The 25,745-nt window shown below is 53.1% G+C and carries 16 protein-coding genes and 3 pseudogenes; 6 read left to right on the plus strand and 13 right to left on the minus strand.

Features of this window, described 5'->3' with window-relative positions:
• The first annotated feature begins 223 nt into the window (after positions 1-223).
• The 5 genes from KGB28_RS01410 (at position 224) to KGB28_RS01430 (ending at position 7,610) form a co-directional block, all read left to right on the plus strand.
• A complete protein-coding gene (locus KGB28_RS01410; protein WP_223441472.1) occupies positions 224-1,567 on the plus strand; it encodes an MFS transporter in 1,344 nt (447 codons plus the stop codon).
• A 45-nt stretch (positions 1,568-1,612) separates the two neighbouring features.
• Complete coding sequence (locus KGB28_RS01415) at positions 1,613-2,359, plus strand: nitroreductase (protein ID WP_223441473.1); 747 nt, start codon at positions 1,613-1,615, stop codon at positions 2,357-2,359.
• Complete coding sequence (locus tag KGB28_RS01420) at positions 2,356-4,008, plus strand: AMP-binding protein (protein ID WP_223441475.1); 1,653 nt, start codon at positions 2,356-2,358, stop codon at positions 4,006-4,008. The genes KGB28_RS01415 and KGB28_RS01420 overlap by 4 nt, the downstream gene beginning before the upstream one ends.
• 503 nt (positions 4,009-4,511) lie before the next feature.
• A complete protein-coding gene (locus KGB28_RS01425; RefSeq protein WP_223441477.1) occupies positions 4,512-5,819 on the plus strand; it encodes an OprD family porin in 1,308 nt (435 codons plus the stop codon).
• 252 nt (positions 5,820-6,071) lie between these two features.
• Positions 6,072-7,610 (plus strand): IS3 family transposase, encoded by a 1,539-nt coding sequence (locus KGB28_RS01430; RefSeq protein WP_223441479.1) that lies wholly within the window; start codon positions 6,072-6,074, stop codon positions 7,608-7,610.
• 435 nt (positions 7,611-8,045) lie between these two features.
• Here KGB28_RS01430 and KGB28_RS01435 read toward each other — a convergent pair.
• The 5 genes and pseudogenes from KGB28_RS01435 to KGB28_RS01455 form a co-directional block, all read right to left on the minus strand.
• Positions 8,046-8,291, minus strand: a pseudogene (locus tag KGB28_RS01435) (SDR family NAD(P)-dependent oxidoreductase); the annotation flags it as partial.
• Positions 8,292-8,572: 281 nt separating this feature from the next.
• Positions 8,573-9,880, minus strand: coding sequence for an OprD family porin (locus tag KGB28_RS01440; RefSeq protein WP_223441485.1), 1,308 nt, complete (start codon positions 9,878-9,880; stop codon positions 8,573-8,575).
• A gap of 231 nt (positions 9,881-10,111) precedes the next feature.
• A pseudogene (locus KGB28_RS01445) lies at positions 10,112-10,225 on the minus strand (hypothetical protein); the annotation flags it as partial.
• A gap of 155 nt (positions 10,226-10,380) precedes the next feature.
• Positions 10,381-11,727: an MFS transporter gene (locus tag KGB28_RS01450; RefSeq protein WP_223441487.1), complete on the minus strand. Its 1,347-nt coding sequence runs from the start codon at positions 11,725-11,727 to the stop codon at positions 10,381-10,383.
• Between the two features lie 298 nt (positions 11,728-12,025).
• Entirely contained in the window at positions 12,026-13,657 is a 1,632-nt protein-coding gene (locus KGB28_RS01455; protein WP_223441489.1) for an AMP-binding protein, read from the minus strand.
• A 263-nt stretch (positions 13,658-13,920) separates the two neighbouring features.
• On the opposite strand from KGB28_RS01455, the pseudogene KGB28_RS01460 reads away from it, so the two are divergent.
• Positions 13,921-14,121: pseudogene (locus tag KGB28_RS01460) on the plus strand (AbrB/MazE/SpoVT family DNA-binding domain-containing protein); the annotation flags it as partial.
• A gap of 130 nt (positions 14,122-14,251) precedes the next feature.
• Here the strand turns inward: KGB28_RS01460 and KGB28_RS01465 are convergent.
• From KGB28_RS01465 to KGB28_RS01500, 8 genes are all read right to left on the minus strand, one after another.
• Complete coding sequence (locus KGB28_RS01465) at positions 14,252-14,494, minus strand: AbrB/MazE/SpoVT family DNA-binding domain-containing protein (RefSeq protein ID WP_223441491.1); 243 nt, start codon at positions 14,492-14,494, stop codon at positions 14,252-14,254.
• Between the two features lie 44 nt (positions 14,495-14,538).
• Positions 14,539-15,762, minus strand: a complete 1,224-nt coding sequence (locus KGB28_RS01470) for a PD-(D/E)XK nuclease family protein (protein ID WP_223441493.1) — start codon at positions 15,760-15,762, stop codon at positions 14,539-14,541.
• Positions 15,763-15,894: 132 nt separating this feature from the next.
• Complete coding sequence (locus KGB28_RS01475; RefSeq protein ID WP_223441496.1) at positions 15,895-18,138, minus strand: DEAD/DEAH box helicase; 2,244 nt, start codon at positions 18,136-18,138, stop codon at positions 15,895-15,897.
• Positions 18,113-19,408 carry an ATP-binding protein gene (locus KGB28_RS01480; protein WP_110746292.1) on the minus strand — a complete coding sequence of 432 codons (1,296 nt, stop codon included), beginning with the start codon at positions 19,406-19,408 and terminating at the stop codon, positions 18,113-18,115. Before KGB28_RS01480 ends, KGB28_RS01475 begins: the two co-directional genes overlap by 26 nt.
• On the minus strand, positions 19,405-21,822 hold the full coding sequence (locus KGB28_RS01485; RefSeq protein ID WP_223441499.1) for a TerB N-terminal domain-containing protein: 2,418 nt from the start codon (positions 21,820-21,822) through the stop codon (positions 19,405-19,407). The genes KGB28_RS01480 and KGB28_RS01485 overlap by 4 nt, the downstream gene beginning before the upstream one ends.
• A gap of 418 nt (positions 21,823-22,240) precedes the next feature.
• Positions 22,241-24,517, minus strand: coding sequence for a hypothetical protein (locus KGB28_RS01490; protein WP_223441502.1), 2,277 nt, complete (start codon positions 24,515-24,517; stop codon positions 22,241-22,243).
• Positions 24,518-24,844: 327 nt separating this feature from the next.
• Entirely contained in the window at positions 24,845-25,072 is a 228-nt protein-coding gene (locus KGB28_RS01495; protein ID WP_223441504.1) for an AbrB/MazE/SpoVT family DNA-binding domain-containing protein, read from the minus strand.
• Between the two features lie 70 nt (positions 25,073-25,142).
• Positions 25,143-25,481 carry a hypothetical protein gene (locus tag KGB28_RS01500; RefSeq protein ID WP_411740564.1) on the minus strand — a complete coding sequence of 113 codons (339 nt, stop codon included), beginning with the start codon at positions 25,479-25,481 and terminating at the stop codon, positions 25,143-25,145.
• Between the last annotated feature and the right edge of the window lie 264 nt (positions 25,482-25,745).

Below are 25,745 nucleotides of genomic sequence, written 5' to 3' on the forward strand. Positions count from 1 at the left end.
TCGTTTCTGGCCAGCTATGGGTGTCCAAATCGGTCAAGCAGAACGATGTCGTAGGGCATAGGCCGCAGCAAGCCCAACTCCTACGATGCGACGCAGGTAGCCCAAGTGTCGCATCTCAAGCAGACCACCGAGTCTTCAACCGGTGCGTTCTCCCCCTCGATATGCCTCCAAGACCGGGTGCCTAGCACTTCACAAACAAAAACAAGATCGAAGGAGACGCGATATGCAGCCGGTAAACCTTTATGCACTCGCGGTTGAATCGAAGTTCAACCGCTTCCATGGGCTCATTTTATTTTGGTGTGTCCTCATTCTGATAATCGATGGCTATGACCTCGCTGTAGTCGGTGCAGCCCTTCCGGCGATCATGAAAGACATGAACATTGATCCAACCAGCGCCGGCATCATGGCTGGTTCTGCGCTCTTCGGAACGATGCTCGGAGCGATTTTTCTTGGAACGCTAGCTGACCGTATTGGGCGTCCCAAGATGATCGCAATCTGTGTGGCCTTGTTCAGTATTTTCACTGCTGGGGCTGGTCTCACCAGTGACCCGATTAGCTTCAGCATTTCTCGCTTCATCGCGGGCCTTGGCATCGGCGGCGTACTGCCGATTTGCACTGCTCAGATGGGTGAGTTTTCACCACTGAAACTCCGTACTCGCCTGGTGACCCTCGTTTTCGCGGGGTACTCCGTGGGCGGTATTTTGGTTGCGCTAACTGGCAAGCAACTCATTGAGAGTCATGGATGGCAGTGGGTGTTTTATGTGGCGCTGCTGCCAGTGCTTCTGATCCCTATGATCCTAAAGACCATGCCTGAGTCCATAGGCTACCTGCTTAAAACCGGACGTCAAGATGAACTACGGGCTATTGCTCGCAAGATAGATCCTACTCTCAAAATCGACGAAAACACTGTGATGACCGGAAACGCCACAGTATTGGATAAACAGGAAGCGCCAGTTCGTAACTTGTTCAAGGATGGTCGAGGCTTTAGCACCGTAATGATTTGGGCTGCGTTCATGACCGGCCTCTTCATGGTGTACGCCCTTAATTCCTGGTTGACCAAGCTTATGGCGATGGCTGGATTCAGTCTTGGCTCCGCGTTGAACTTTGTGATTGTTTTCAATGTGGGGGCCATCGCCGGTGCAATTGGCGGTGGATGGTTGAGTGACAAGCTAAACATCAAACACGTACTGGTCTGCTTCTACATCGTAGGAGCAATTGCTCTAACAATTTTGGGTTATACGCGCTCAACGACTTTGCTTTTTCCAGTGGTGTTCATTGTCGGGGCATCGACTCTTGGTACCCAGCTGTTGGCATATGCGTACGCTGGGGATTTCTACCCGTCATCGATTCGTTCAACCGGCGTGGGCTTCGCATCTGGTGTGGGAAGAATTGGCGCTATCGTCGCACCTGTTCTCATCGGCTGGTTGGTGTCATTAAACCTTCCGCTTGAGAAAAACTTCATGGCCATCAGCCTTGCTGGCCTTATTGGCGCTGTCGCGGTCACCATGATCAATCAGTCGCACGCAGACTCTACTCAAGTCAGAAAGGCCCCAGCCCTGTCTAGCTAATACCATGATGCATCCGCCTGTAACTGAATCCGTGGACTCTAACGCATGAAAATGAATCGCTTATCCCAACCGCCAGTATCGTCTGAACTGCTTAGCCAAACGGTTGATTGGGCGATAGCTTCACGACGCAGCATTCGGGCTTTTTTGCCCACTCCTGTGCCACGCGAAGAAATTGAATCGATCCTTGATATCGCTCGATTCTGCGCAACGGGAGTGAACATGCAGCCTTGGCGCGTCCATGTTGTCACTGGAGAAGCAAAGACTCATCTTTCATGCGCCATCGCGGAAATTGACAACAATCCGTCACTAAGCAACAACCTTGAAGACGCATACGAATATTACCCACGCGAATGGACTTCGCCATACGTGGATCGGAGAAGGAAAGTAGGTTGGGAACTCTATGGACTGCTGGGAATTGCAAAGGGTGACAAGCAGCGGATGCATGCGCAACACGGTCGCAATTACCATTTCTTTGATGCTCCGGTCGGCTTGATTTTTACCATTGATCGAGTGCTTAAGGAGGGGAGTCTCCTCGACTACGGGATGTTTCTGCAGGCCGTGATGGTGGCCGCGCGCGGGAGGAAGTTGCACACCTGCCCACAAGCAGCCTTTTTAAAATATCACCACGTTATTTCGGAAGCCCTTGCGATCCCCTCTGATCAAATGCTGGTTTGCGGAATGAGTCTTGGATACGCCGACGAGACCAGTATTGAGAACACCTTGGTTACTGATCGGGAGCCGGTGAGCGCGTTTTCCACTTTTCATCACAATAATAAGGAGACAACACCATGAAACCTGGTGCTTATGAGAATGGGCTTGATCACTGCAAGGCAAACTATTTGCCCCTGACTCCACTTGGTTTTCTAGATCGCGCAGCACTTGTGCACCCGGATCGGATAGCTGTAGTTCATGGTGAACTACACAGAACCTGGAGTGAAACTCGCGAACGGTGCTATCGCCTAGCCTCAGCACTTTCCGAAAAAGGCATGGGTTCGGGAGACACCGTTTCAATTCTGTCCCCCAATACCCCTGCCATGCTCGAGGCGCATTTTGGGATACCCCTCTGCGGCGCGGTACTGAATACAGTTAACTACCGCCTGGATGCTGAAGGAGTGGCATTCATACTTCGTCATGGGGAATGCAAGCTCCTCTTGGTGGATCGAGAGTTTGCTGCACTGGCTGATGCCGCTCTTGGACTCCTTGAGCACCGCCCTATGGTCATCGACATCAATGATCACCTGGCGCCCATTTGCAAAAGCATTGGAGACATCGATTACGAAACCTTCATTGGCAGCGGTAGTCCTGATTTCGAGGGCGTATGGCCCAGTGACGAGTGGCAGCCGATAGCGCTCAACTACACCTCAGGTACAACCGGCGATCCAAAGGGTGTCGTCGCTAGCCATCGCGGCACATACCTCATGAGCATGCTGCAGATGACTAACTGGCCGCTTTCTCGGGCTCCTCGTTACCTGTGGACACTACCTATGTTCCACGCTAACGGATGGTGTTTTACCTGGGCTATCACTGCGGCGGCCGGTACGCACGTGTGCCTGAGAAAAGTTTCCGCAGAGACGGTGTTTGAGTCGATAGATAACTATGGTGTCGATCATTTCTGTGCGGCGCCTATTGTTTTGGCCATGATTGCGAACGCCTCAGACCGTCCTCCGCTTAAAACTCCGGTTCGAGTGCTGACTGCTGGTTCCCCACCTCCGGCCGCCGTGCTGAACGCAGTAGTCTCACAAGGCTTCGACGTTGACCACGTATATGGAATTACAGAAGTTTCCGGCACCCCGATTAGCTGCGTATGGCAAGACGGCTGGGACGATTTAACACCGAGTGAGCAAGGCGCTCTCCGTGTACGCCAAGGGGCTCGTGCTGCGGCCTTCGAAGGCTTAATGGTTGCTGACTCCGAAACTATGCAGCCAGTACCAAAAGACGGCCAAACAACTGGTGAGCTGCTGCTCAAGGGCAACACCGTGATGATGGGTTATCTGAAGAATGAAAGCGCAACCCGAAAAGCCTTTGAAGGCGGCTGGTTTCATACTGGTGATGTAGCAGTTGTGCACCCCAACGGTTATGTACAAATTACCGATCGTTGCAAAGACGTCATTATTTCCGGAGGGGAGAATATCTCGTCCGTAGAGATTGAAGAAACCATCCACTGTCATCCAGCTGTTTTACATGCCGCAGTCGTCGCGCAGCCTGATGACAAATGGGGGGAAGTCCCCTGCGCATTTGTCGAACTAAAAAGTGGTATTGAGCCTCCCACGGAGGCAGAAATAATTGTGTTCTGTCAGACCCGTCTTGCTCGATTCAAATGCCCTCGCAGAGTGATCTTTACGGAGTTACCAAAAACTGCGACTGGGAAAATCCAAAAATTTTTACTTCGAGAGCAAGCAGGCAGTCGCGATGCAATTCTCCGTTTGGCTTCAAATTGCTAGGGCGTGTTCAGCTCACCCCTAGGGGTAGCTGAGTTGTTTGGTATGGATGAAAATATAGAAACTAATTTCCAATCATAGGCCTACGAAAAACTACCACCATATCGCCGACATACATTTGGTTCGCGGATATAACTTGCACGGTGCTACTAATTAGGTGGTGACCAATTATGCGCGCTAAAAGAAGTAAAAGGTGCCAGCAGTGCTGTGCAATGATAAAAACTACTATTGGTAGTGGCGATCACTTCTCGCGCACAATTTTCATATGTGGATGTTGTAAGCGAGGCAATGGTAGGTTTTCTTAGATAAAAAAGCTCCAAAATACTTCTGGAGTCAGAAAACTGGATTGCACCAGTAGATGAAATGGAGGGCATTCCCATTGCGCATATTCAGTTGATGCATTCGCGTGAGTGAGCTCTGCATTGGATTCGTGTGTGTTGCGTTGGCTTGGAAGATTTACTTGTTGCTTCTGTTACTTACAAAAATAAAAAATCGGAGCGTTATAAGTGAGCATAAAAAAAATTTCTGTAACTTTAGTGTTTGGCAGCATTGCCCTAAGTGGCCATGCGTTTGCTGACTTCCTAAGTGATAGCAAAGCTACCTTGGGAATGAGGAACTTCTACTTCAATAACGACAACCGTGATGGCACCGCTGCCCCTTCGAAAACCGAAGAGTGGGTGCAGGGTTTCATGTTGGACTACAAGTCGGGATATACCGATGGTACCGTTGGTTTTGGTGTTGATACCCTGGGGTTGCTGGGCATTACCCTGGACACTGGCAAGGGACGACACGTCGGGAGCTCTATGATTCCCTCGAACAGTGACAACCGCGCCGTCGACGAGTGGAGCCGGCTGGGGCTGACCGGAAAAGTCAAAATGTCGAAGACCGAACTACGCTACGGCACCTTGATTCCGAAACTTCCGATTCTGGTCGCCAATGATGGACGGGTGCTTCCACAAACCTTTGAGGGCGGCCAAATCACCTCGAGCGAGTTCAAGGATCTGACCCTGACGGGTGGGCGAATTGAACATGCAACAGGTCGCGGTTCAACTGATCAGACGGGGCTGGCCGCTATGGGCGGTACGCGTGAAAGCAACCAGTTCGACTTCGCCGGGGGCGACTGGAAAGTCACCAAGGATCTGACGGCTCAGTACTACTATGCCCATCTCGAGAACTACTATAACCAGCAATTTTTCGGACTGATTCACACGCTTGCGTTCTCGGACAATCAATCCCTGAAAACCGACCTGCGCTACTTCAAAACTGACTCGTCAGGTGAAAACAGCTCCGGTACATCGGGTTACAGAGTCAGTGGCTACACCAAAAACGGTGATGGCGTGATCGACAACCGTCTCTGGAGCGCTGCATTGATATACACCCTTGGCGGCCATGCGATAACTGCGGGCTACCAAAGCGTTTCGGACGGTAGCAGCTTCACCCAAGTCAACCAGGGTAGCTTGGTAGATAAAGGCGCCGGAGGCAGCAGCTTGTACCTGTATACAGATCGTCTGATCCAGAGCTTCACCCGTGCAGGGGAGCGTGCATCATTCGGTCAGTATGCCTATGACTTTGCCGCTCTGGGTGTCCCAGGCCTGAAAGCCTCGGTCATGTACGTCTCCGGGGACAATATCAAAACGAGATCCGGCGACAATCAGAAAGAATGGGAAAGGGATATTTTTTTGGACTACGTCCTTCAGTCGGGGGCACTCAAAGGTGTTGGCTTCGGCTGGCGTAACGGTAAATCCAACAGCGAAGCCGCCCGTGATCAAGATCAGAATCGGTTGTTTGTAAGCTACAGCATTCCACTTCTCTAAGGACGCAGCATAAACATATCGCGCTCATTTCGAGAGTTCTAAGCTGGTCAATTTGCCTCTGAGCTGACACGTCCTGTTGACGCCGACGCCTACGCCGACACCGAATTGACCCACGTGCTGAAGCAAGACTGACCCACCTCAAAATCTGCACAGATCCCGCATGGGCAATGGTTCGAGAGGAACAGACTGGGTCAGTGATATCTCGGCAACTGGGGGTGCGGTAAAAACCTTGGACTACCTGGAGGTAGTTCATTGTATTCATACGAAGACCGCATCCGAGCGGTCAAGCTCTACATCAAACTGGGGAAGCGCATCGGGGCAACTATTCGCCAGTTGGGCTACCCGACGAAGAACTCTCTGAAGAGCTGGCATGAAGAGTACGAGCGATGCCTCGACCTGTCGCGTGGCTACGTGATCTTGAAGCCGAAGTACTCACTGGCCCAAAGGGAAAAGGCTGTCGGGTACTATCTCGACCATGGATGCTGCATCGCCTCCACCATCAAGGCTTTGGGCTACCCGGCACGGGATTCGTTGCGTGCCTGGATTCACGAGTTGCACCCCAAACTGCACACGCGCGTCGTTGGTCGATCTGACGGGCTAGCACGCCCGCCAGCGATGAAGCAGGCTGCGGTCATCGCGCTGTGCACGCGACAAGAAAGTGCGAACGCCGTGGCTCAAAAGCTGGGCGTGTGCAGGCCGACCTTGTACAACTGGAAAAATCAGCTACTCGGCCCAGAGGCATCCGCATCCATGAAACGCCGACAAAAAACTCCATCGTCACCGGAGCGAGAAGAGTTGGAGCGGCAACTTGAATCTCTTCGGCTCGACGTGCGCCGTCTACAACTTGAGCACGACCTGTTGATGAAGGCGAATGAACTCATAAAAAAAGATACGGGCATCGACCGGCAAGTCCTGACCAATCGGGAGAAGACATTGCTGGCTGATGCCCTGAGGCAAACATACTCCTTGTCAGAGCTGCTTGAAGCGCTGGGTTTGGCCCGAAGCTCCTATTTCTATCATCGAGCCCGAATGCAGGTCGCGGAAAAATACACCGAAGTGCGTCGTGCCATGGCGGACATCTTCGAGCGCAATCATCGCTGCTATGGCTACCGCCGGATGCGGGCTTCGCTGAGCAGGCAGTGTGTACGTCTGTCAGAGAAGGTGGTGCAACGCTTGATGAAGCAGGAATGCCTGGTCGTCGCCAAGCCGAAACGGCGTCGATACGGTTCCTACCTCGGGGAGATCAGTCCCGCGCCGGAAAACCTCGTCAACCGCGACTTCACGGCTGTTGCTCCGAATGAAAAATGGCTCACTGACATTACGGAGTTCCAGATCCCGGCCGGCAAGGTGTACCTGTCCCCCATGATTGACTGCTTCGATGGAAAGGTCATCAGTTGGTCGATCGGCACGCGCCCGGACGCCGGGCTTGTGAACACGATGCTGGATGCCGCCGTCGAAACGGTGGCCCGCAACAGCAAACGGCCTATCGTTCACTCCGATCGCGGCGCTCACTACCGCTGGCCCGGCTGGTTATCGCGCATCGCTGATGCGAAGCTGATTCGTTCGATGTCGCGCAAGGGATGCTCGCCTGACAACGCGGCTTGTGAAGGCTTCTTCGGCCGGCTGAAAACGGAACTGTTCTATCCACGCAACTGGCAGTCAACGAGCATCGAGCAGTTCATTCAGGCCCTGGATTCATACATTCGCTGGTACAACGAGAAACGAATCAAGATTTCTCTCGGCGCTCTCAGTCCTGTTGAGTATCGTGAGAGCCTAGGTCTCGCGGCATAACCAGTCCAAGTTTTTTGCCGCACCCCCACTGGGTCAATTCGGCATCGGTGCCAACAGATGGGCAACCAGATGCCCATTCATTTGATGTTTCTAATAATGGTGTCATCTTGCTTTGAGTTGGCGAGGATTTGTGTGAAGCGTGTTGCATGTTCTACGAAAGTTGCGACTGCAACTGCTTCAGTGACGATCTTTGGATTCAGTTGTTTCACACTTTGTGAATAATCAGCTCCAGAATGATCAGTGTCAGATAGCTTAACCAACTAACTGCGATTCAGATCCCATCAACAGCAAGGCTGGCGACCTCGTCGCAGGGTAAGTTTCCGATGTACAGTTTGATGGCAGGTGCTACTGTCATACCGCACGTGGAATCGATCTATTACATGCGGCCGGCTGCCAGGGCAACATGAGCAGCAGCTCCCAACACTGCGACACCGTTCCATGCAACGCGCCAAAGACGCCTACTGCAGAGGCAATTGCTGTACGGCAATCACTTTCACTGGTGATGTCTGCTCGCACGAAAATCGCACGTTTTCCTAGCTCGTCAGCGAGGGCTGCACCAGCGGCTTCGTTCACATCGACCAGCACCACGTTTGCACCCTGGCCCACCAACTCTCGCGCTGAAGCCAGACCTAGTCCGGAACCTGCGCCAGTAATTAGAAAGACTGAGTTTTCGATGCGCATGATGTTTCCTCACAAATTGGCAGTGTCGCATACGCGGTTATTTGACATATAAAAGTCCCAAAGGCCGGATCGAGCCGGCCGCCGGTTTACTTGAGGTGGTAGCCACGCTGGAGATTCCTGAACGGATACGGCAGCGGCTCACGCGTCTAAACAACTCCGATAGATTGGATTCCTGCTAGGTTCTCAGGGAGCCAGACGGCAGAGTCGAGAAGTGTCAGCGCAAAGGCGAATTGACCAGCTCAGCCCCCTCGAAATGAGCGCGATACGTTTGTACTGCCCCCTTAGAGAAGCGGAATGCTGTAGCTCACAAACACGCGGTTCTGATCTTGATCACGGGCGGCTTCGCTATTGGATTTACCATTACGCCAACCGAACCCCACGTTTTTAAGTGCGCCGGATTGAACGACGTAGTCCAGAAAGATATCCCTTTCCCATTCTTTCTGATTGTCGCCGGTTCTCGTCTTGATATTGTCCCCGGAGACGTACATGACCGAGGCTTTCAGGCCAGGGACACCCAGGGCGGCAAAGTCGTAGGCGTACTGACCGAATGACGTACGTTCCCCTGCACGGTTGAAGCTCTGCATCAGGCGATCTGTATACAGATACAAGCTGCTGCCTCCAGCACCTTTATCTACGAGGCTACCTTGATTGGGCTGGGTAAAGTTGCTTCCATCTGAAACGCTTTGGTAGCCCGCTGTGATCGCGTGACCACCGATGGAGTAAACCAGGGCGGCACTCCAAGTGCGGTTATCGATCACGCCATCACCGTTTTTGGTGTAGCCACTGATTCTGTAGCCCGATGTACCAGAGCTGTTTTCACCTGACGAGTCAGTTTTGAAGTAGCGCAAGTCGGTTTTCAGGGATTGGTTGTCCGAGAACGCAAACGTGTGAATCAGTCCGAAAAACTGCTGGTTATAGTAGTTCTCGAGATGGGCATAGTAGTACTGAGCCGTCAGATCCTTGGTGACTTTCCAGTCGCCCCCGACGAAGTCGAACTGGTTGCTTTCACGCGTACCGCCCAGAACGGCCAGCCCCGTCTGATCCGTTGAACCGCGACCTGTTGCATGTTCAATTCGTCCACCCGTCAGGGTCAGATCCTTGAACTCGCTCGAGGTGATTTGGCCGCCCTCGAAGGTTTGTGGCAGCACCCGTCCATCGTTGGCGACCAGAATTGGAAGTTTCGGAATCAAGGTGCCGTAGCGCAGTTCGGTCTTCGACATTTTGACTTTTCCGGTCAGCCCCAGCCGGCTCCACTCGTCGACGGCGCGGTTGTCACTGTTCGAGGGAATCATAGAGCTCCCGACGTGTCGTCCCTTGCCAGTGTCCAGGGTAATGCCCAGCAACCCCAGGGTATCAACACCAAAACCAACGGTACCATCGGTATATCCCGACTTGAAGTCCAACATGAAACCCTGCGCCCACTCTTCGGTTTTCGAAGGGGCAGCGGTGCCATCACGGTTGTCGTTATTGAAGTAGAAGTTCCTCATTCCCAAGGTAGCTTTGCTATCACTTAGGAAGTCAGCAAACGCATGGCCACTTAGGGCAATGCTGCCAAACACTAAAGTTACATAAATTTTTTTTATGCTCACTTATAACGCTCCGATTTTTTATTTTTGTAAGTAACAGAAGCAACAAGTAAATCTTCCAAGCCAACGCAACACACACGAATCCAATGCAGAGCTCACTCACGCGAATGCATCAACTGAATATGCGCAATGGGAATGCCCTCCATTTCATCTACTGGTGCAATCCAGTTTTCTGACTCCAGATGGACTGGGGGATTTTTATCAAGGCAAACTTCCCCTTGAGTCGCTTACAACATTTTTCAGATAACCCATCATTACGGTGTTGCCCTTGAGCAGCGGCTCACCCGTTGTTTGGCCATCTTTTGGTACTGGCTGCATAGTTTCGGAGTCAGCAACCATTAAGCCTTCGAAGGCTGCCGCACGAGCCCCTTATGCGTGGCAACTTGCCGCTTGTAGAGGGCGGAGACAGTATCGCCTTCGCCCAAGCCACGGTTCACCAGGACGGAGGCGAGGCGGAAGCAGCAATCGCTCTTCAAGTAAAATCGAGTGGAGTCATCCAAGCTTCACTCAGCTGAGAACGCCAGAGATTTCTTTGCTCGAGTGGAATCCGCACAAGACTGGTTGATCAATGTCACCGCCACTGCGCCTATCAAGCCGGCCAGGCCGATGGCCATGAAGTTGTGCTCAAGTGGCAGGTTCATTGACACCAGCCAGCCGATCAGCACTGGCGCAACGATCGCCCCGATGCGTCCCACACCTGACGCAAACCCGACACCCGCCGAGCGTATCGTGGAGGGGTAGAAGTCACCTGCATAGGCATAGGCCAGCAGCTGCGTACCCAGTGTGGATGCCCCAACAACGAAGACGACTGCGTACAACAGAGAGACGTCGCGTGTATAGCCCATGAGGGTCAGAGCAATGGCTCCGACAATGTAGAAGCTTACCAGAACGTATTTGATGTTGAGCTTATCGGCCAGCCAACCACCACCTAGTCCTCCAGCGATCGCACCGAGGTTGAATACGATAACGAAATTGAGTGCTGAGCCCAGGCTGAAGCCAGCCATCGCCATGAGTTTGGTTAACCAGGAGTTGAGCGCGTAAACCATGAACAGACCGGTCATGAACGCTGTCCAAATCATCACCGTGCTGAAGCCACGACCATCCTTGAATAGATTGCGTACTGGAGCGTCCAGCTCAGCCAAAATCGCTAGGTTGCCGGTCATCTCAGTTTGGCTGGTGATATTCAATGTTGGCTCAATACGCAGCGCAACCTTGCGCAGCTCATCCTGACGACCTTCCTTCAGCATGTACCCGATGGAATCAGGCATGGTTTTCAGGATGAAGGGGATCAGCAGAACCGGTAGTGCGGCAACGTAGAACACCCACTGCCAACCATGGCTCTCAATTAACTGCTTGGACGTAATGGCAACTAAAATGCCGCCTACCGAGTAGCCAGTAAATACCAGAGTGACCAGGCGAGTACGGAGTTTCAAAGGGGCAAACTCACTCATTTGAGCGGTGCACACAGGCAATACGCCGCCAATACCCAAGCCGGCGATGAAGCGCATGATGCTGAAACTGACAGGGTCGTTAGTGAAGCCCGCACCGGCTGTGAAAAGGCTGAACAGTGCGACGCACATAGCAACCATTTTCGGACGGCCGATACGGTCGGCAAGTGTTCCAAGGAAGATCGCTCCAAGCATCGTGCCGAATAGGGCGGAACCCGCCATGATTCCTGCGCTAGTGGGGGCAATCTGCATATCTTGCATAATAGCGGGAAGGGCCGCACCAACGATGGCGAGATCGTAACCATCGATCACAAGAATTAGCATGCACCAAAAAAGTATGAGGCGGTGAAATCGGTTGAACTTTGAATTGCTGGCGAGCGCGTACACGTTAACTGTCTGCATATTATGTATCCTTCAGTATTGTTGTATTTATGAAGTGTACATCCAGTGGGGATTTCGGTATCAGGCCACTTCGTGAGAAGAGCCGCCGAGTTGGCAGTCTACAGCATGAAATCTGGCTTTATCTGCACAGCACAACTCGGACTTAGCAGCGTAATTTGTGTATGTGTAATATGTTAAGGCGCCATGCTAATACAAGCATCTAAAGAGTGCTTCAAGATCGTCAAATGCATAAATGATGAATCATCAAGTTTGTCGAATAGTGAACTTGGAATTTTCGCGCATTCCTGGTTTTTAATCATCAAACTTGCTGCTTGGCAATCTCCTGGTTGCGCAGGATGAAGCGTTGCAGCTTGCCGCTGGGTGTTTTCGGCAATTCATTGACGAACTCGATTTCCCGGGGGTAGGCATGAGCCGCGAGGCGCTGGCGGACATGTAGCCGCAATGTTTCAGCTAGTTCCGGGCTTGGTAGATATTGCTTGTTTAGCACCACGAAGGCCTTAATCAACTCTGTACGCTGCGGGTCGGGTTTTCCGATTACGGCTGCCTCAATTACGGCAGGATGCTCCACCAGCGCGCTTTCAACGTCAAACGGCCCTACCCGGTAGCCGGAGGTAGTAATTACGTCGTCATTACGGCCTACGAAGCTAATGCTGCCATCGTCGTTGAGTTCTGCTGTATCGCCGCTCAAGTAGTAACGCCCCACGAAGGCCTTGGTTGGCATGCCGAAATAACCACCGAACCAGCACTGCGGCGATTGCTCGCGATCAATTGCCAACGCACCAGGCTGGCCTGGTGGTAACTCCTGCTGCCGGTCACCAAGCACTACGATTCGATGGCCAGGGATGGCATAGCCAGCAGAGCCTTCAAGCACAGGGTGGCTCAGGCCGTGATGGTTGCTAAGCACCATGCCTAGCTCGGTCTGGCCATAGTGATCGTGGATGACTACGCCTAAGTGCTCAGCAAACCAGCGGATGACTTGGGGATTGAGAGGCTCTCCGGCGCTACTAACCACGCGTAATCGACCTCGGATGCAATCGGCGAATTCCATGCCCGTGGAGATAAGTAACCTGAAAGCCGTCGGGGAGCCGGCGAGGTTAGTGATTGCATATTTGTTGATTATCCGACAGGTGCTATCGACCGAAAAGGGGCCATCGTAAAACAATGTCGAGTGACCCAAAGCCAGTGGCGCGGTGACCGCATAATAAAGGCCATATGCCCAGCCTGGATCGGCGAGGTTCCAAAAGTGATCGTCCTCTCGCAGCTCTACTGCATCACGTATGTAACCTTTGAAAGCCAAAATGGCCCGCAATGGTACTTCCAGTGGCTTGGCTGGCCCGGTGGTACCGGAAGTGCACATGAGCAGGAACGGGGCTTCGCCGTCCTGAAGCAACGGCTCGCAGTCGTTGCTCTGGCGCTGCAGAGTACTCCAAAAATCATAATCGCCGTTGCCCAATGAATCAGCGCCAACAGTGATCACGGTCGGACAGCCGGTGACCTCGTCTAGTTTGGATCGGTTGCGGGCGTCTGTGACAACCCACCGTGCGCCGGAACACTCCAGTCGTTGCTCGATAGCCTTCGGCCCGAACGCGGTGAACAGCGGTTGGTAGACTGCCCCAACCCTCCAAGTTCCGAGGATAGTTATCAGGAGCTCGACAGTTCGCGGCAAAAGCCCTGCGACTCGGTCACCCGGTCGCACACCCTGCTCATGGAGGAAATTGCCGAATCGAGCGGCCTGATCCTGTAGCTCACGGAATGTATACTGCGAGGCGGTACCATCCTGCGCTTCGCAGTATATGGCTACATCTTGGCCGGCAGCATGTCGGTCACAGCACTCCACGCAGGCGTTGAGGCCGTCCAGACTACCGTGCAGTTCTTGCGCGGCGTTTTGCTGGTAATTGAACTGCCTTGCGGCGGTGTGATAGTCGTGCATCCCGACATCCTATAATTGTTATTAGTGTTATTGAGCGGTGATAATAGCTCCGGTTTCTGCGGGCAACTATGTTCTGAACACTCAATGTTTCTGACTGGTTTGGCCAAGACGTTAAATGCGGATAATGCCTGACACAGCCGTGTAGCTTGATTACGCTCAAGCGCATTCGTTTCGTTGGGATGATATTGCACACCATCGCCGTAACTCTGGCATTGAGATATGCTTTAAGATTGTTAGATGGCTAACTAAACAAATCTAAAGGCCAAATCACCATCCCTGCCCAGATACGGGCTGCTCTAGGCCTGCAACCAGGAGATGAGGTCGAATTCGTCAATCTGGAGAATGGCCAGTTCGCCATGGTGGCATCAATGTATTCCGTTGAGCGACTGAAGGGCATGATTCGCAAGCCGAAAGTCATCATGAGCATCGATGACATGAACGCAGTTTTTGCGCTGAAGGAGTAAATGCTCGTCGATTAGATTTCATAAGGAGAAAGGCTTGTTAAGGTTTGCCTCGCGTTTCAAAGGCGGTTTCTCAGACGGGATGTTGCCATCGCGTTTTCGGGCCTAAGGCCCGGCTCGTCGAGTGACTGCTTTATTTCACCTCGGCGCTGCCAGACTGTCCGCTATCCCAGGCTTCAGTGAGCTCGTCTATTCGATCCGCAATCTGAGGTGTTTTTGATAGGACAAGGCAGCGCGTGTTGCCGACAAATTCCTCTATCAAATACAGCGAGTCGCCAACATCAAACTCCAGCTCCTGCAACGCCTCATCAGGAATTCGAATCGCCCCGTCACCATCCCATTCTTCGATCATGATTTTCATAGGTGGCTTTTTCACGTGTGGTCTCCATAGCTTATGAGTTGGCTTCGGGTGGCCGAATCTCAACGGCCTTGCAGTAAGCTAATATCGAAATCGCTCTGCATACGCTTGATCGTTCCGATGATTATGGCTGCGAACCCTTCGTGGCTTTTGTCTTGGAGTCCCAGCCAAGCGTCTGCGTTGTTGACCCAGTTCGACGGGACTGGATGGGAAGTGAAGGCCCTGGAGTCGAATGTCCACCATGGCCACCAAACGGTAGTGCGCCCAGGGAAATCGCAGAGCTTGTCCATCGCTCGTTTGATTTTTTCGGAGTCAATCCTCTTGGTGTCAGCCTCGCTAAAGGCACAGATACCAAAATATAACCCTTCATGGTTTCGTTTATTGAACGCCCAGCTAGGCCCACATCGGTCAGCAGGATTCAAACGAACTCCAATCACATTATGAGCAACACCATCAATCAACTCCTCGTCAAAGACTAACTCGGCGCCCAATGCATTGAGTTCGCCACGCAAGTGATCAGCAAAATCCCGCCATAGCTGGCGCTTGACCTCGTGCAGGTGCTGAGAGATATAAAAAGCTCCCCTCAGGTTTTTTTCATTTCGCAGCATCAACTCGGTAAGCTCTTGACCGTTGTCCAACTGCATTTCTCCATTGATCTGTTCACGAATGAATTGCGCGACGGTCTCAACAAACAGGCGCACGGATGCAGCACGGGTGAGCACCGCGCATTCGTCCAGCCATCCAGCTAGCCGGAAAAAATCCAAGCTGACAACTCGATCCGCTAGATGCGCGGGCGCGTGCTTGGGCAGGCTATGCTCGGATATTTCTCCGTTGGAGAGATAGATCAGCGTCCAACGTCCGTCTAGATGCTGACTATCCAGGTATGTTGCGTAGTCATAGACCTGTTTCTTCTGATCAGTCGCCCAAGGCTTGTTTTCAATGGCTAGGCCGCCTGTGCGAAACCGTAGGTAGAGATCCAAACGTCTATTGCTTGGTAGCCTGAACTCAGTGTGGCTGCTTAAGTGATCCGCCGTGGCCGGCTGAAAGCTGGACTCGGGAAGTAGTGCAAGAAACTTGGCCAGGTACACATCGCCCTGTCCATGTCGGCCAATCGGATCGAGCAGGAGACTGAGATACGTTGAAAGCGCATTTTCGTCGCGTTGAAGAAAGTCTATTAGTCGAAAGTCCGGTGCTAGTTTTGCTTGGTACTTTTGCTTCGCTTTGAGATCCAGGTCGTACCAGATCTGAAATTCGATCAATAAGTCCTTGATAACGGACGCTTCCATTCTGGCCTCATGTGCACTGCGGAGTGGGGTGGTTTCGAGCAAATGGTTTTCGCGAAGCCAGAAACGTTTTGCGCAACAGTGTCTATCAGGTGAAGGTGCCTAGTCGCCTCCACACTCTTAAGGCCGATCAATTTACTCAACCAAAGTTAGATTCTGCGCAAAACCGATTGCGGTTGAGATATCCAGTGATATTGAAGCAAACGACTTCATCAATAACGCCTCCGGCAATGCCCAATCCCATTTTTCCCGCAGCATATTCTCTACATCCACGAGAATCGAATCGAGATTGTTTGCATCTAGGTCACCTACATCCTTGAGTGCAGCCAGTGTCCGATGGATGTTGGCGTCAACCTCAATCGCCAAGCCCGAGTTGTCACACGAAAGGCCCACATGATTGAGTAACAGGCGCAGTGCATCGTTGGCGTAATCACCCAGCCAGCTGATTAGATAGCATTTACCGCCGGACTCAATGACGTAACGTTCACCAAGGCCTAATGCGTTAAAAGTCTTGCGAGCCTCGTCGAGCAACGTTTGGGCATCGCGATCAATGAATGGGCAGGGGACAGGGTCTGCCAGGACGGCTCGCATTTCTTGGCGCACGTTGTCATGCACCATCGCACCCAGACCATCGAACTGAGGAGGGGCACCACCGCGTGCGGCGGAAACAATGATGACTTTGGCTTGGAGATCAACATCACGAACCTGCCACCTTCGGCCTCCGAAGATAATGCGTTGATCCTTGGTCAGCGGCCGGCTTACGGGTACTGAGCCAAGCGCTTTCCCGTCGCACACCAGTCGGAATTCCTCATCACTGGTAAATGCGCTATAGAACTCATAGTGGTTGATCAGGCGCTCTCCAACTGTCCCTGGGAGCAACAATCCTGAGCTGTCCTGAACGATGAGCTCATGCTCCCCTAGCGACTTCAGCAGTTTGACGAAGTCTGACTTCTCGACGTTTTGGAACGCTCCTTCAGTGATAAGGCTTTTCCAAAGATCAGCTGCGGAAGCGCCGCCGCACTGAGCAATTATGGAGAGGCATTGCTGAACGAGAGTGGACGCATGAATACCCTGAGCCCGGGGAGGTTCAAACCATCCCCCAATTAAAAGGCGCACCATGGCAATTGTCTGAACCAGTCCCTGGCGCAACTGATCTGAAATGCTTGATCCGTCCTTGAGTGGCGACTCTTTGCAGTAAACGCGCAAGATCGCGTTTTCTCCCGGGCGTCTGCCCGAACGGCCCAGTCTTTGGCGCAGGCTCGCCACCGATGGTGGGGCGCCAATTTGCACCACTGTCTTGATGCTGCCGATGTCTATTCCGAGCTCAAGCGTCGTGGTGCATATGGCCGATGCTGCCACATTACCCGCCTTGAGGGCATGCTCAGCTTGCTCCCGCAGGTCTTTCGATAGGCTGCCGTGATGAGGCCAGAATTCGTTGGGCACACCATCTTTCTCACAGCGTCGACGCAGTTGGTCTGCATACCATTCAACCTGCTGCCGGCTGTTCGGAAAAATCAGATTATTGCTGCCGCGTAATACCTTGTAGAGATGATCAGCGATCGCAAAGTCAGGGCTTGCTTTGTTTTCCGTCTCTTCTTCATCGCCTTCCTGGTCAAAAGGTTGGACGAGAGTTTTTTTGAGCTCGCTCATGGGCGGCTGGATGTAACCGCGAACTTGCACCTGGAGTGTCTGGTTTGAGTTTTTAGACTCAATGACTTCAACCCCATCGACGCCTCCTGAGCGCAGAAACTCTGACGCCAACTTCATATCGCCGAGTGTGGCTGACAGCCCGACCCTGGGGAGGCGTCGTCCGGTAACGAGCTCTACACGGTGCATCAGGGACTGAAGCTGTTTGCCTCGTTCGCTGCCAATGAAGGCGTGCAACTCGTCCACGACGATATAGCGTAAATTCTGGAACACCCCGGCAAGACTCGAGCCTCGATTGACGAACAGCGCCTCAAGCGATTCTGGAGTGATCAGTAGCACCCCTTCAGGCGACTTCAGGAAGCGATGTTTTTTGCTCGATGAAATGTCTCCATGCCAAGCCACTACAGGAATTTCAAGCTGCTCACAGAGTCGGCCTAACCTGTCCCATTGATCATTGATCAAGGCCTTGAGCGGGCTGATGTACAGCACCGAACCGGGCGGGTCATTGATGTTGAGTAAATTGGTGAGTATGGGAAGGAAGGCAGCCTCGGTTTTCCCCGCCGCGGTAGCTGCGGCGATAATGACATCCTGATCGGCATCGATCAGCACTGGCACAGCCCTTTCTTGGGCGTCGCGCAAGGACGTCCAGCCTTCAGCCCAAATCCATCGCTGGATTCGGGATTCTAGCTGGTCGAAGCCCGATGATTCAGAGTGTGAAGGTGGCAAGTTCATCGTCCGCGTCGACTTTTGTATCCTCGTCACCACCCAAGTCCTTCGCCACCTCGACAGCCCCAAGCAGGGTGCGCCAATCTGCTCCAGGATTTTGCTCCAGAATAGCCAGCAGGTTGATGAAGGCTGTGATCGTCGTGCGCGGCGTACGGAAGTAAGCTTCACCCAGGCGCTGGTTGCAGTGCGCCATGAATAATGGAAGCGCTTCGTCAGGCAGTAAGTACTTTTCAGCATCGCCGCCTGCGTAGACGTGACGGAGCTTCTGAAGCAACACGTAGAAGTCTTCTGGTGTGAGGCTTGTGAGGCGTATGACCGGCCCCGAAAGATCCACCAGTCCTGATTTGGCAAACGAGTTTTCGGCCAGTCGCGATTGCAGGGCAGGGTAGCTAAACAGCCCTCGGCGAGTGTCCATCAAAAACTCGGGGGTGCCACCCAGGACAAATCCAAGCCCCTCAGCGGATCCCTGCAGTGAGTCATTAAGGATGCGCAGGATCTGCTCATAGTTGGCATTGCGTGCCTGTGTGTTGGCCAGTTTGTAGAGGTTGACCAGTTCGTCGAGGCAGATCATCAGACCGCCAAAACCTGCGAGCCTGACGAATCTCGATAGCAGCTTGAGCTGATCGTAGACGGAGGCATCATCAATGATGGTTCGTACACCCAGGGCCGCTCGGGCATCGGTCTTGGTGGTGAATTCGCCACGCAACCAACGAATCGCATCAGCCTTAAGTTGCTCGTTGCCTTCCTCGAAACCTCGGCAATACGCAGCGATCACTTCAGCGAAATCATAGCCGTTGACCATCTCGGTCAACTCAGCCAAGTGTGCTCGGATGACAGTCTCACTGTCTGTTCCTGCCGCCTTGGCTTCGGTTTTGGCCTGCGAAATAAACTTCTCAACAATACCTTGCATGGCCCCACCGTCGGGCTTTGTGCGTGTCGACATGTTCTTGGCTAGCTCGGAGTAAAGCGAACGTGCCTGGCCCCCGGTGGCGTGCAGCCTGCGATCTGGGTTTAAGTCTGCGTGCATGGTTACGAGTTTTCGCTCCATGGCAATGGCTCGAACCAAGTTCAGAAAGAACGTCTTGCCTGCACCGTATTCGCCAATCACCACCCGAAATGCCGAGCCGCTTTCTACCAGGCGATTGACGTCCTTGATCAGCGCATCGAGTTCGCCCACCCGGCCGACCTGAATCAAGTGTTGACCGACGCGAGGAACAACGCCAGCACGCAATGATTGGATGACCGCGTCGCGATCCTTGGCTCTGATAGTGCTCATAGGGCTAACTCTTCCAGAATGTCTGTATTGATCTCGATGGGATCATCACCTTCGGTGACGGGCATGTCGAAATGTTCAAAAGCCATGTCGTTGATTTGCTCCAGAGCACCATCGAGCATCAGTTCCATGTCGCTGGCGGCGGCTTCAAGTTCGGATCGGCTCCATTCGGCACGCGAGATTAACAAGCGCAGGAACGCAGAATGCTCCAGATCGAGGCCGGCAACGTCAGCGCTCGTTTCTGTCGCCGATTCCACAGCCTCAAATGACTGTTCCGGTTCATCAACTTGGTCGTCAGTGAATACCTGGGCGAGGAGGGTCGAGACTTCTGCCGTTTCACGTTGCAACTCAGCAATTCGCTCGTGATCGAGCACGAAGCCCTGCTTCGCACTGGTAGCTGACAATATTCCGGGCTCGGATAGTGAGGAGCTTGTTGCAGGTTTAGCGGGGGTAATATTCGTTCCGGATGCAGCAAGGTGAAGATCGCTGTACAGCAACTGACTATCCAGTTGCAGCGCCTTGTAAACTCGCTCAAGAAGCTTCACTTCCGATGGACTGACGATGCCATCGGCTTGCGCCAGGTGAGCCAGGAAGCTGGCAATCGTGCGCTTGGCTTCGACAGTTAATGGGTCGAGCTTTTTCTTCAGGCTTGCAAGCGTTGGTGGTTGCTGGATCTGGATTTGCAGGTGCGCCTTGAGACGTTTGCGATGGGCAACACTCAAGTGACTCCAGGAATCGATGTGCTGAGCAAGCAATGTGACCTCTTCATTGGAGGTGTCGCCATCCGCAGATGCGACTGCACTGGCCAGATCAAGTGTGACTGAGGCCGCGTTGTAGGCCGCTGAGGCCCGCAGTGATCCGTCTTCGGGCTGGGTTACGAACAGCGCGATACGATCTTCAGCTTTCGGAGTCCTGCTGCCAGCGAGCACATCGGGTTCCATGCCGATATGAAGCGATTCCAGTGCACGGGCAAGGGCGAGAACCTTGTCACGAGACAATGCACCAGCGCTCTTGAATCGGCCCGCGAGTTCGCCAAAGCTCATGACAATCAGATCGTCACCGATTTTGGCTTGAAGCTCATCCAGCTCCGTACGGGCTGCTGTTGGCCAAAGGGTGACCGGAAGTTGTAACAGGCCCTCTAGGGCTTCTGCGCTCTCAGGGTTTCGGCCTAGATAGCGGCTAAAGGGTTCAAGCTCACTAGTGCAAAGCTCCACCAGCAATTGCAGGATTTTACGTGTTCCTGAAGTGGCCATGACATCAGGAATATCACCCAGGCTAAGCGAGGGGGCCATTAGCACAGCAGAGGCTGCGCGATAGCTGGTTTTAAGCTTGGTCTTGTTCTGCGCCAGGATGAGACCCGCAGGGTGGGAGCTTTCGTATTTCAGCTTGAACAGCGTTGAAAAGACTTCTTTGCAGCGTGTCACCGGGGTGCGCTTGCTGATGTTGGGGTCGGCCAGTGCCCATGCCAATGCCCAATCGGCGCCGAGTGGTCGCTTGTTGGACGCGTGTTGCCCCAAACCTATGCGCAGCGGCAGTGGCATTTCGTAGCTGTAAGCAGCAGCCTTAGGAGGCGGGCCAAGGTAAAGGTTTGGATCAACCGTGGTGTTACTCAAGTAATCCAGAAAGCCTTCTGCATATCCCCTGAATGATCTGTTGTCCCCATAGATACTCAGCAGTCGCTGGACTTCTTTGACGATCAGAGGAATCTCAGCCTTTAACTGCGGTTCGCTTACAGCATCAACGAGAGCCCGGCGCTCAAGGCCATAGAAAAACAAAAAGACATAGCCGGCGTCTGCCAGCGGATCACTACGTCCGCTCCCTAGCCACTGTAGGTATCCGCGCCGAGCCTCTGGCGAGATGGAGTGAAAACTCGGCCAATAGGACATCAACCGCTCTTCGATGTCGACGTACGACTTGGCTATCCGCAGTTTTGGATTGATCAGTGACGGCTCTTGCGCATCGTATCGACCCAATGCACTTCCTACATAGAGCATTCCGCCGGGAAGAGAAAAACCAGACACAGTGACCGATTCGCCCGCTGGCACCCAGCGAGTATCGGATTTTTGTTTGCTTGAATCTGGAATCTTAAAGGAAGGGGAAGGGGGGGAGCCGAGTTGGACGGTATAAAATTCGGAGGTTTCTTCAGACATATTGCTCAACGAAACCTCATGCATGGAGAAGGTTACGTCTTTGCTTCGCGGCTCCCGCAGGTGCGTTGTCGCTGAAGCAGACTTTTGCAGCTGTTCAAGCTGTCGTTTAGTGCGAGTGGCTAAAAACCACATAATGGCGCCGATGCACGCGACGATGCCAACAGCGATCCAGGCGTTCTTCGGGATCGAAGCGAGTGCACCGAAAGCCAGTGCAATAATAATCAGGATGCCAGTGCCGCTGGAGTTTTTTGCCTTCTTCCTTGCCATGAGTCAATTCAACCTTGAAAGATGGGGGCTGGCGCAATGGCAGTATCCGACAATTAAATGGCTTGAGCCATGGGGCTCGCAGAGCTATTGATCGGAAAAATGCCTTCTAGATGGACGCCAAAAACACCGCCCATGATGCTGGCCGCATATACGCACTGATCGAGCTATAGCTCATAACCACTGAGAACGCTCACATCTGCAGTTCTGAGCTCTCGAAAAAATAGTCCGAAGTGCAAGACATCAACACTACTCATCACTCCCCATCAATGCCTTGAGCGCGGGCCGAAAGGGTACGACGGATCAGCGAGCTTCTATATCGCTCACCTGCCCCGCGCACGAAGCCTTGTATGGGGTGACTATCGTCGTAGGGGCGGTATAGGGAAGCCGGGCGCGCCGTGAGATACGCCGGATGTAGGCACTAAATGATGCCGAAAAGCGCCTTGATCCCATCCCATGTCCCGCCCGTAAAGATACCTTCGCCGGCGATCAATGCTGGGGCAATGATGACTTTCTTGCCGACCCAACTTAGGAAGTTGCTCAGCCTCCAAGAGCTCAGATGAGGCTTTGACTCGACATACCTCGCTGAGAGGCAGAAAGCTAAGGTCTGAGGAAGTATGGCTGCGAAAAGTCGCAAGCACAGTACTCTCGTGTCAGTGGATATCACCGGCAGCATATTAGGTGTTAGAGCGCTGCTGGAGTAGTAGATCCCCAGACCAAGCAGGAGGGGAAGCACGAGAAAAATCCCGACGTATTTAATACGTGTCAGTGATCGCTCAGCGCCATCGGCACGGTCTCGATGAGCCTGGATCTCGCTTGTGGCCGCACGAGCCTCCTGCAGGTGTTCTTTCAGCTGAGCTTGGGAAGTCTCCAGATCCTGAGCCCTTTGCTCAGCTATTTGCCGCTCGGATTCGAGATCAGCGATCTGCTTGGCGGTGGTGTCCTGCAGGCCTTCTACAGCAGAGCGGGCGGCCCGCTCCTGGAGCAGGTGTTGCTCCTTTTCTTCCAGTACGGCTTTGGCTTGATCAAGCTGTTGGGAAACGTCTCGGTGGTGGCTCAACAGCTCATAATGTACCAGCTCGAATACCTCCTGGTTGGAGGCTTCGATATTGCTGATCCGTGCGCGAAGCGCCCGATTGGTCAGCACCACGCGGATGGCGGACTCTGGGAGGTCTCCGACATTTTCGAATCTCGAAATTGACTCCAGCACCTTCAATGTCGCCCTTTCGTCTTCAAGATCGAACGATTGGAAGAAAAGCGGCAGGCGCAGGGAGTCAACTAGACTTTCCTCGAGCTCTGGGGAGCGAGGCACCCAAAACTGGATGAGCTGTACTAGGTTGCTTGGATGCAGTACCACCGGCAGCTTCGCGCGATTGGCTGCGCGTTTTGCTCGGTCGAAGCCAATCAGGCGCCAGTCGATGGAAACTGCCCAATACTCAGTTTCAAAAGGCGACTCATGATTGGGGAGGCGTCGGTCATTGACGGCATGCCATAGAACGGCGTCGTGCAGCAAAGCCTCGTACCCTTTGCGACGTTTCTCAGGGACTTCTTTTGTCTCCCGCTCAACCTCGTGCATCACATCGTCAATGACGTCCTGGCGTATGTGGTAGATGCTTGGATGAGCGTCGAGGACGCTTATTCCTTTTTCCTCTAGGATGAACCTAAGCTCATCGATGTAAGGGCGGAAGAAGTCGGCGGCAGAAAGATTTGCTGTCGAGGCTACAGTGCTGAAGAACTTTTTGGCGATGCTGGGTAGCGGCTGAGTCATTGCCACGCGGGACATTGCCTGAGTGACCCGTATACGCTCTATTAAGTGCAGCTGTGCGATGAGAACACGCTTGGCTTCATCCAAAGTGCTCGGCAGCACGTAGAGCTTTATATCCAGCTTCCCGTTGCTCTTGTGAGCCAAATCAACAAGCGATAACGCTGCTGCGTCAGCTGGGTTGTCGTGAAGCTGGAGCACTGAGAAAAGGAAATTGGTGTCCAACACCACTTTGATGGTTTTCACCTTACGTGCCTGGTTAATGGCAGCAAGGGTTTCAGGGTTGAGGCGGGTTGCCTCGGCAAAAAAGTAAGCCGTCATGAAACGGAGAATCTGGCTTCGACAGACCTGGTTTCCCGGGTTGAAGAAGAACATCAGCACTTTACGCAGACCCTCTCGGTTGTCGGAGTCCACTTTGTGGAAAAGGTTATTCAGCCAGTCGAAATCATTTTGCAGCTTGCCTCCGACTAGGAGCCGGAAGAGGTTGGCACCGCTGACGCGGATCGCTCGCGAAAGCGCTTCAGTGAAGTCTTTCCATACCCGCTCCGGATCAAGAGTTGGGCAATACTCCCGGCAGGTGGAAATGAAGTCCTTCTCGCACGCATCCTGCTCCGCATGAGCAGTGGCCGCCTGAGCTGAAAGTTCGTTGAAAGCGCGCTCGGTCAGCTTGTAGGCTGGGCCTGGCAAGATCGAAACAGTTCCCTGATCATGAAGTGTCTGCAATTGCCTTTCAAGCTCATCATCGGATCCCAGAGCCCCGGGAGCCTCAGCACGAATTGCGTCATGAAGCGCATTCAACCCCAGCGACACACCATGATTCTTCCAAAGCACGCCTTTTACGATCTGGCTGACGCCTTTTTTCCACCATCCAGACTCGTTCAACTCCACGTGGTGGATCAGTGACACGATGTCTGGAGAAAGCTGTCGGTTAGCCATGGTGGCCAACCTTTGCGAAATTCAATGCGCGTCGTCCCTTCACAGATGCTTCCTTATCTAATATCAAGCCCTCGACCGCCCCCACGCGAGTGGGTTGCCTGATCACGAATGGTACGAGGGTCTGTACTTGCTAAGCAATAGCATCCTGCCAGTAGTCGATGCCCCACCTTGTTAATGATATGGCAGATGTAATGGCCTTCTGAGGGTGATGGGATGGAACTGATAGCTTCCCCAGCAGAAGCTCCCTATTGGCTCAAGACCATGGTCAGGTCATATACCCTACTGGAGCGTGTCGTGAGTAGATCGATAAAACGCTCTATGGCTTTCTCATTTGTCCTCGGCGCTACTGTGCTGTCCGCTAGCCCATGCTTCTGTGAGCTCGTCTATTCGATCCGCGATTTGAGGCTTTTTTGACCGGACTAGGCAGCGCGTGTTGCCGACAAATTCCTCTATCAAATACAGCGAGTCGCCAACATCAAGCTCCAGCTCCTGTAACGCCTCATCGGGAATTCGAATCGCACCGTCACCATCCCATTCTTCGATGATGATTTTCATGGGTGGCTTTCTCACGTGTGATCTCCATTGCGTCTAAGTCGGCAATGGTAACTTGCTTTTGCATACAGGCTCAGAGCGCGGCGAGCAGTCGTTCGAGCTGTTCACGCTCCCAAACACTCAATAGCTCGACGGGATCAGCTCCGTCGCGCTGCCAGAGTTCAAGTGTCCCGACTCGGCCATCAGGCGACCTGCAGTACTCGCAGTAGTCGAGGGTGTCACAATCATTGAATAGCGTGAGCTGCCAGCCACCAGTCTCCACAGGCATGAGGCCATGATAGATCTCATTCCATGACTGGATGGAGCTTCGCATCATGATGCGTTTGTCGAGTGCGACTTCCGTGAGCACCTGGCAGATCTCGCGGGCGGTGAGATGGGAGGTTGTGTTCAATTCATTTCGCTTTCGAGTCATCGCTTGCCAGCTAGGCTGTGGTATGAAGTGGCAAGGATGTAGGTCGTTCCTTCGGGCCATCGAGACACCTTCGCAACGCACGATCGTCGGTTGACGTACGAGGTAAACTTGCCTCATTTCGCCCTGTGGCGTTGTGAAGCTATCACTCCAATTGCTCGCCATTTGTGAAGACAAATGCCGCAGTGCTGCGCAGCCTGCATGCGTGCGTCGTTGTTCGTGTTACGACAGCACGCCACCAATTTTTAGGGTTAAGAAAGGATTCTC

It is taken from the genome of Pseudomonas sp. BF-R-19, from assembly GCF_019956445.1.
GTDB lineage: Bacteria > Pseudomonadota > Gammaproteobacteria > Pseudomonadales > Pseudomonadaceae > Aquipseudomonas > Aquipseudomonas fluorescens_BH.